This window comes from Clostridium senegalense JC122 (assembly GCF_000285575.1).
Lineage (GTDB): Bacteria > Bacillota > Clostridia > Clostridiales > Clostridiaceae > Clostridium_J > Clostridium_J senegalense.
The window spans coordinates 149825-157068 of the sequence record NZ_HE611053.1 but is presented as its reverse complement, the minus strand read 5'-3'; the positions used below and the strand labels follow the sequence as shown (position 1 = coordinate 157068).

4 protein-coding genes are annotated in these 7244 nt (G+C 24.8%); all 4 read right to left on the bottom strand.

Annotated features, from left to right (window positions below; translation table 11 throughout):
* Positions 1–166 precede the first annotated feature (166 nt).
* Positions 167–694 carry a biotin transporter BioY gene (locus tag CSGHG_RS14775; protein WP_010296864.1) on the bottom strand — a complete coding sequence of 176 codons (528 nt, stop codon included), beginning with the start codon at positions 692–694 and terminating at the stop codon, positions 167–169.
* Between the two features lie 181 nt (positions 695–875).
* Entirely contained in the window at positions 876–3122 is a 2247-nt protein-coding gene (locus CSGHG_RS14770) for a VIT and vWA domain-containing protein (protein ID WP_010296861.1), read from the bottom strand.
* Positions 3123–3762: 640 nt separating this feature from the next.
* A complete protein-coding gene (locus CSGHG_RS14765; protein WP_010296859.1) occupies positions 3763–4755 on the bottom strand; it encodes a WG repeat-containing protein in 993 nt (330 codons plus the stop codon).
* 162 nt (positions 4756–4917) lie between these two features.
* Complete coding sequence (locus CSGHG_RS14760; RefSeq protein ID WP_010296857.1) at positions 4918–6129, bottom strand: 6-phosphofructokinase; 1212 nt, start codon at positions 6127–6129, stop codon at positions 4918–4920.
* Between the last annotated feature and the right edge of the window lie 1115 nt (positions 6130–7244).

Below are 7244 nucleotides of genomic sequence, written 5' to 3'. Positions count from 1 at the left end.
AAAATAATTGTTCTTATATAGAGCTTTGACAGCATATAAATATTTAATCAAAAAAATAGTATATTCACATCCTTTTTTATATAATTTTTAACTTTATATTTCTATACAATAAAAAAAGTTATCACACTACTAAATTTAATTTAGTTTTGCAATAACTTTCTAAACTCTACAATTTCAATCTTTTTTTTAGTGTTAACCCTATTGTAATTGCTGCTATGTACTTTATTATATCAACTATGATAAATGGCGCTACACAAACTATTAATGCATCTTTTAAAGTAACTTGTGCTAGAAAAGCATATTGCATAGCCCCTAGTCCATAATTTATAATCATAGAACCTATTACACCTAATATCATATAATATAATTTATCTGTCTTGTAGGATATATACCCCATTAACGCAGCTATTAAGGGAAATGATAAAATAAATCCTCCAGTGTAACCTACTATTAAATGAAAACCTCCACTAAGCTGTGTAAAAACTGGTATTCCTATAGAACCTAGTAATATGTATATTATTTGTGATATAAAACCTCTTTTGCCACCTAAAACAACACCAGTTAGAACCACTGCAAAAATCTGCATTGTAATCGGGACCGTTGAAAAAGGCAATGGAATTGCTATCTGTGCAAGAAGTGCGGTTATACTCACAAATAGCCCGCATATTATCATGTCTTTAACTGTAATTTTCATATTTCCCTCCGTAAACTTTAATTTATATTTTAAGTTTACAATCATTTTAAAGTATTGTCAACTAATTTTTATATTAGGTTTACAATGTGTTTTCATAGTAATTTATCATAACTTATTGCAACAAAATACATATTTAATTAAAAATAAGGCACTTTTTTAGTGCCTTATTTTATACTTATTCCTATTTTAACACCAAATGATCTATTAATCCTTTTAAAGTATTGTCCTCTAATTTTTCATTCTCTATACTTGATTTTAATATGGTTTCAGCTTTATTTATATCAATATTTCTTTTTATTAATTCCTTTGCAAAAGTTTCATTCCATTTTTTCGCCCAAGATTTTTTATCATTTTTAATAATTATCCTTTTCAGCGATTGATTAAAGGCTAAGTAACAAGCAATAATTGTAGTTTCACTATAATTTTCTATCTCATCATTTAAAGCATAAACTATATATGATAATCCTTTATTTAATAGATTTTTATATATATTTATTTCTTCTTTTCCTTCAGTGAATCCTATAATAGACTTAGCTGTATATAGTATTTTATCCTCACTGGTATCTAATATTGAATCTGAGAACGCTCCACTTGCAAATTGATGAGATGCTAAAATCCTCATCATTTCTTTTCTAGTAGCTTCTGAAAAATCTTTATTTAAAGAATTTCTGTAATATACTCCACAAAAATCATCTATATTGTCACTTTCTTCATATTTTATATTAACTGGTAGAAATTTTTTAAATGCAGTATTTAAAACTGGATCATATACTTCTTCTATAAGAATAAAGGATGTTTTACTTGTTAAGACTCCAATCTTTTTAGATAATTCTATAAGTTTATTTTTCATAGAATTATAAACTTCACTTCTTTCAAATCTTATTCTTTGTTCAATAGAATCGCATCTTTTTTTATACCAAATTTTTTCTATAACATTTGCATTTTCTTCAAGCTCTAAGTTATTCAAACTAACTCTTCTTTGAACTCTCCTCTCTCCAACCATTCCAGTTAAAGTAACTACCCCTTCTGCTTTTCCTCTTACTTTAGCAAATATAGAAAATGGCTCCTCATCATACATATACTCTATAGTTCTAGGATATGTTTTTTCAACATTCATATCTCCAAAATCTAATTTTATATCTGTAACTTGCAATCCCCTTATTCTATTAAATTGGTTTAATATAGTATCCTCAATTTTATTGTTATCATTTATATACTCTGCTTTACCATAAGTTATTCTAGCTAATTTGTTTATAAAATACGTATTTACTGATGCATCTATACCAAAAGGAAATATTCTACTATTTTCACAAACTTTTTCAACATAATCTAATATCTCTTTTTCATCATCTACTATATCATCAGTAAATAGTAATATAGTATTTTCCTTTCCTTTATGGTCATCTTTTAATCCATGTTTTATACCTTCAAATATTAGCGCATCATCTTCACATTGAAGATTATCAATAAATTTTGAAGCTAAAATTAAGTTTTCTTCATTATATAGGACTTTTCCACCTTCATTAAAATAATGAAGCTTGTCACCCATAGCAACTATATTAAATGTATCTTTCTCATTTAAACTTCTAAGACATATTTGAAGAGCATTTTTAGCTTGTAATAATTTTTCTCCCTCCATAGAACTAGATATATCTACCAAAAATTCATACTCATGTACCAAATTTTCTTCTTCCTCTTCTATATCTGGCATAAATCTTAAATATAATATATTACTATTATCTTTAGGGTTTTCATATATCATTCCTGTTGTTTCTTCTAATTCTTTTTCTGTTATATAGATAACCAAATCCCTATCTAAATATTCTGTCTTATTAAAATAAATTTTATATATATAGCCATCGCCTTTTTCAACTGCTATATCATGAGTTGAGCTTTCAAATTCTACTTCATTAAAAGGTTCAACTAATAAATTTAAATAGCATTTATAATCATTTTCATTCATCAAATTCTTACTATTTTCTATGTTTATCGGTTCAACAATTTGAGGTATTGTAAGTTTTAAACTTTTTTCTTCATATTCTAATTCTTCTATATATGATATTTTAAGTTTTATAGTTTCTCCTGATATAATTTTTCCTATAGATATTTTAAAATCATTTGCATTAATTTCTTCTAATAAAAAATTAGAACTTTCTTCTTTTAATTTATCACAAATCTTTTCTGCTTCTTCTTTACTTTCAATAGTAGTCTTTATAGTTCTTCCACCAATATTTGCCTCAAATCCTGAAAGTACTGCTGTTTCTGGAATTGGGAATGTAAATACCGCCTCTACATCATTTCCCCCTCTATTCTCATAAATATAACTTGTAGAAAACTCTACAAATTCTCCACATACGTAGCCAGTAACGTCTACTTTATCTAGTATTACATTGTTATCAGTATCGTATATTAAATTAGGACTTTTCATAAATTACCTCTCCTTTAAAGTTTATCTATCTTTAAATTTGTTAATAACTTTTTAAATACTATAAGGAAACAAGCTCAAATTTAAATGTATTCATTAAATTTTTATTATCAGCTGAGAAAAAATAAGAAAAACTCTTCACTATTGATTTCTAACTAAAATAAACCATTAACTATTAGCAAAATATTAATTTGAATTTTCTCATTCGATAAATAAATAAATTTAAAATTCAACTTAGAACACTATATTTATTGATAATAAAACTTCAAAATAAATTTAGATTTTTTATCTCATTAATCATATAATTTATTTTAAATAAATACTTAATATATTATTCTTTTAGTTGTTTAATTATGTATTTATCTAAGACTAAAATTTTTCATAATTATATTATTAATATAGATTTTATCAAATAATTTAAAACAAGTTAAGATTATTTTGAAATTTCTTTATTTTTTAAAGCAATAACTGTATTTTTGGTATTTAATTTTAAAAATAGAGCAAATTTATTTTGCTCTATTTCTTTATTAATATTTATCTAAATCTCTAATAATATACTAACCAAATGCTTATCTTATTACTCTTAAATTTTCTTTTTTACGGCATTTTTATAAAATTTTAATTTATATCAAATATTAATTTTCTAAATTATATCACCTTTTTTATTTAAATACATTTCAGATTCATCTTTTATAACTTTTGCCACTCCATCATAAAAATTCTCTACTTCATCATATTCAAATGGTATTATCACTTCATTCCTATCATTAACAAACCCCCATTTATCATTTAACTGTACTGAAAATAATCCTTCATTAAAGTCAAATACATTTTCGTAATTACAAGGTATAACAATTTCACCAGCTTTATTTATAAACCCATACTTATCCCCATCAAATATAGCTGCGTACTGAGAAATGAAGTTATCACACCATTTATATTTATTTTCTATAACAAATTCACCTGTTTTATCTATAAAACCATAAAAATCATTATAACTTACCGCTGCTAGACCCTCATTAAATCCATTGGCAAATTCAAATTCTTTGTCAAAAACTTTTTTTCCATTCTTATCTATAAAGAAAAACTTGTCATCTATAGCTACTACCGCTAGCCCATCACTAAAACTGCTTCCAAAATCATATATAAAGTCCACTATAACTTCTCCACTACAATTTATAAATCCAAATTTTTCTCCTTTGCGTACTAAAGCCAATTCTTCTTCAAATTGACTTGCGTCATCATAAGAAAAAGGTATAACAACTTCACCTTTTTTGTTTATGTACCCATATTTCCCTAGTAATTTTACACTTCCAAGACCCTGTGTAAAACCTTTAGCTTCTTCATATTTAAGTTTTATAATTTCATTTCCACTCTCATCTATATAACCAAACTTATGATGTATTTCTACAACTGCAACACCTTCATTAAAATAATTTATATCATCATATTTAGGATTTATAATTATCTTACCATCCCTATTTATAAATCCACATAACCCATCTATTTCTACCAAAGCCATATCATTTTCAAATTCATCTGCAAAATCAAATTTATAATCTATAATTAAATTTCCCAATTCATCTATATAACCGTATTTATCATTTTTTTCCTTTGGATATAATTTAACTTCCATTCAACAACACTCCTAACTATATTTCTATATCTTTCAAAATTATATAATACTCTATTGTTCTTAAATAGTAAAGCCAATGAGTACTAAACCCATTGGCTTTTATATGGATAAAATTTAAGGTATGGTGCTATAGGTTTTGCACCATTTAATAAATCTCGTTAGCTATTTTATTTTTACATATTTAGGTAAACCATTCTCATATTGAATTTTAGGTTCACCAAATATTAAAGGAAGCGTATATTCATAAGCTTCATCAGTTACGTTGTTACACTCACTATTAATCCAATTTTTCGGAAAATATTTGACCTTGTTTGCAACTAGACTTGTACTTAAAGTAAATACTTCTGATTCATATGGAATATTATTTACTCTTTTTATAGCAACCATATAACCACTTTCTATATTTTCACAATTTTCTAGGGCAAATTCACCTAAATTATATGCTTCTTCTATATCCCTTTGAGATGCATAATGCATAGAACATCTTTGAAGTGTAGATAATTCAACTGCTCTTACCTTTTTCACACCACTTTGCTTTAGTAAATTTTTAAGATAATTGGCTACACCACCTAATTGAGCATGTCCAAATTTATCAGTACCAAATGAATTCATTTGTGATATAAATTTTCCATCTTTATCTCTTAATCCTTCCGAAACAACTATAGTTACCGTATTTTTAACTTCAAGCTTTTTCTTAACATCATATAAAAATTTTACTTTATCAAAAGGCATTTCTGGTATGTATATAAAATCCACTACCGGCCTATTATTTATTCTTGCAATAGTTGCACTTGCAGCTAACCATCCTGTATCTCTTCCCATAGACTCAATTATAAAAACATTTTTAGTGTTGTATACATCAGCATCTAAACTATTTTCTAGTGCTGTTGTTGCTATAAATTTAGCTGCACTACCAAAACCTGGTGTATGATCCATAACATCTAAATCATTATCTATAGTTTTAGGTATTCCTATAAACTTAATATTAGAATTTATCTCTTTTCCGAAAATGCTTAATTTATTTACTGTATCCATAGAATCATTACCACCGATATAAAAAAATGTATCTATATGATATTTAGAAAGTAATTCAAATAATTTTATGTACTCTTCTTTAGAACTATTAGCATTTTCTAATTTATATCTACAAGATCCCAACCCTGATGATGGAGTATATTTAAGATTGCAAACAATATCTTTATCAATTTCAGATAAATTTACTATATTCTCATTTAATATGCCCTCAATCCCATTTATACCTGCATACACATTATCAAATTTTTTATATGTTAAATTTTTTTCAAAAACACCTATTACACTTGAATTTATAACAGAAGTTGGACCTCCTGATTGAGCTATTAAACAATTTTTCATACGCTTTCCTCCAACACTAATATAATTTATATTTAAAGGTAAATTTATTTTAAATTATGTATATATCACTAAAAATGTTAAACACTATTTATTTTCAAAATATCAATATAGTATGATACTTTAATCAAAAATACTTTTTTCTTTAAAAAGTATATCACATTTCTTTTAATAAGGCTATACTATTTATTTTATTTTTCACTATTTTTTATACTCATTTTTTATTATATAAAATAATATAGTTTATTTAATTATTAACTGCATGTTAAATAATGTTATAATTAGTATATAAATAACTATTGTGGAAAGGGATGAAAAATATGATTTCATTAATTATAGGAGCAATTTTTTTTATTTTAGGAATTATTATGTTTATCCAAACTCTTATAAAAAAGAAGCTTTATCTAGCAATTTATATGGCATTTCTAAAGAAAAATATATAGTTACAAACAAAGAAAATTTCACTAAAATTATGATTAGACAAAATTACATATGCTCAATATACATTATATTTTTAGGAATACTTTTAATTTTAACAAAGGAATCTATACTGGCCAGTTGTGGAGCTTTTATTATGATTATACAATTAATATGTAGCCATTATGCAAAGAGATATGTTGAAATAGTCTAATTTAAAAATGATTATATTTTTTAATATATACAAATTATAAATATAAATGTATAGGTTTAAATTTCGTACTATATATTAATTGTTTTTAAAATTCACGGGGGATTATTATTGAAAAGAGAGCATTTATTAAAGGTTTTTAAATTAGTCACTTTGTTAGTTGCTGTAGTATGTATTTTAATAGATTTAATTAAAGGTAAATTGGGTTTTTATTTGTTAATAGGATGAATTTCACTGATTCTATCATCTATAATAAGCCTTAATATACATAAGCTAGTAAAAAATAACTAATGCAAAATTTATTTTATTCCTAATTAATTATGTTATTAAATAAAAAGGACAAATATATTTGCCCTTTTTATTTAATATTCACATTTATTATCTTTACTCTAATGGTTCTACTTGTGGTGAATTTTTAGCTAGAATTATATATTGAAAATAGTCTGTTGTTACTTTATCATTATCCAATATAATTTCATCTCCAGTTAAT

Coding starts and splice junctions, on each gene's coding strand:
- CSGHG_RS14775 (WP_010296864.1), bottom strand. CDS start 694: ATGAAAATTACAGTTAAAGACATGATAATATGCGGGCTATTTGTGAGT.
- CSGHG_RS14770 (WP_010296861.1), bottom strand. CDS start 3,122: ATGAAAAGTCCTAATTTAATATACGATACTGATAACAATGTAATACTA.
- CSGHG_RS14765 (WP_010296859.1), bottom strand. CDS start 4,755: ATGGAAGTTAAATTATATCCAAAGGAAAAAAATGATAAATACGGTTAT.
- CSGHG_RS14760 (WP_010296857.1), bottom strand. CDS start 6,129: ATGAAAAATTGTTTAATAGCTCAATCAGGAGGTCCAACTTCTGTTATA.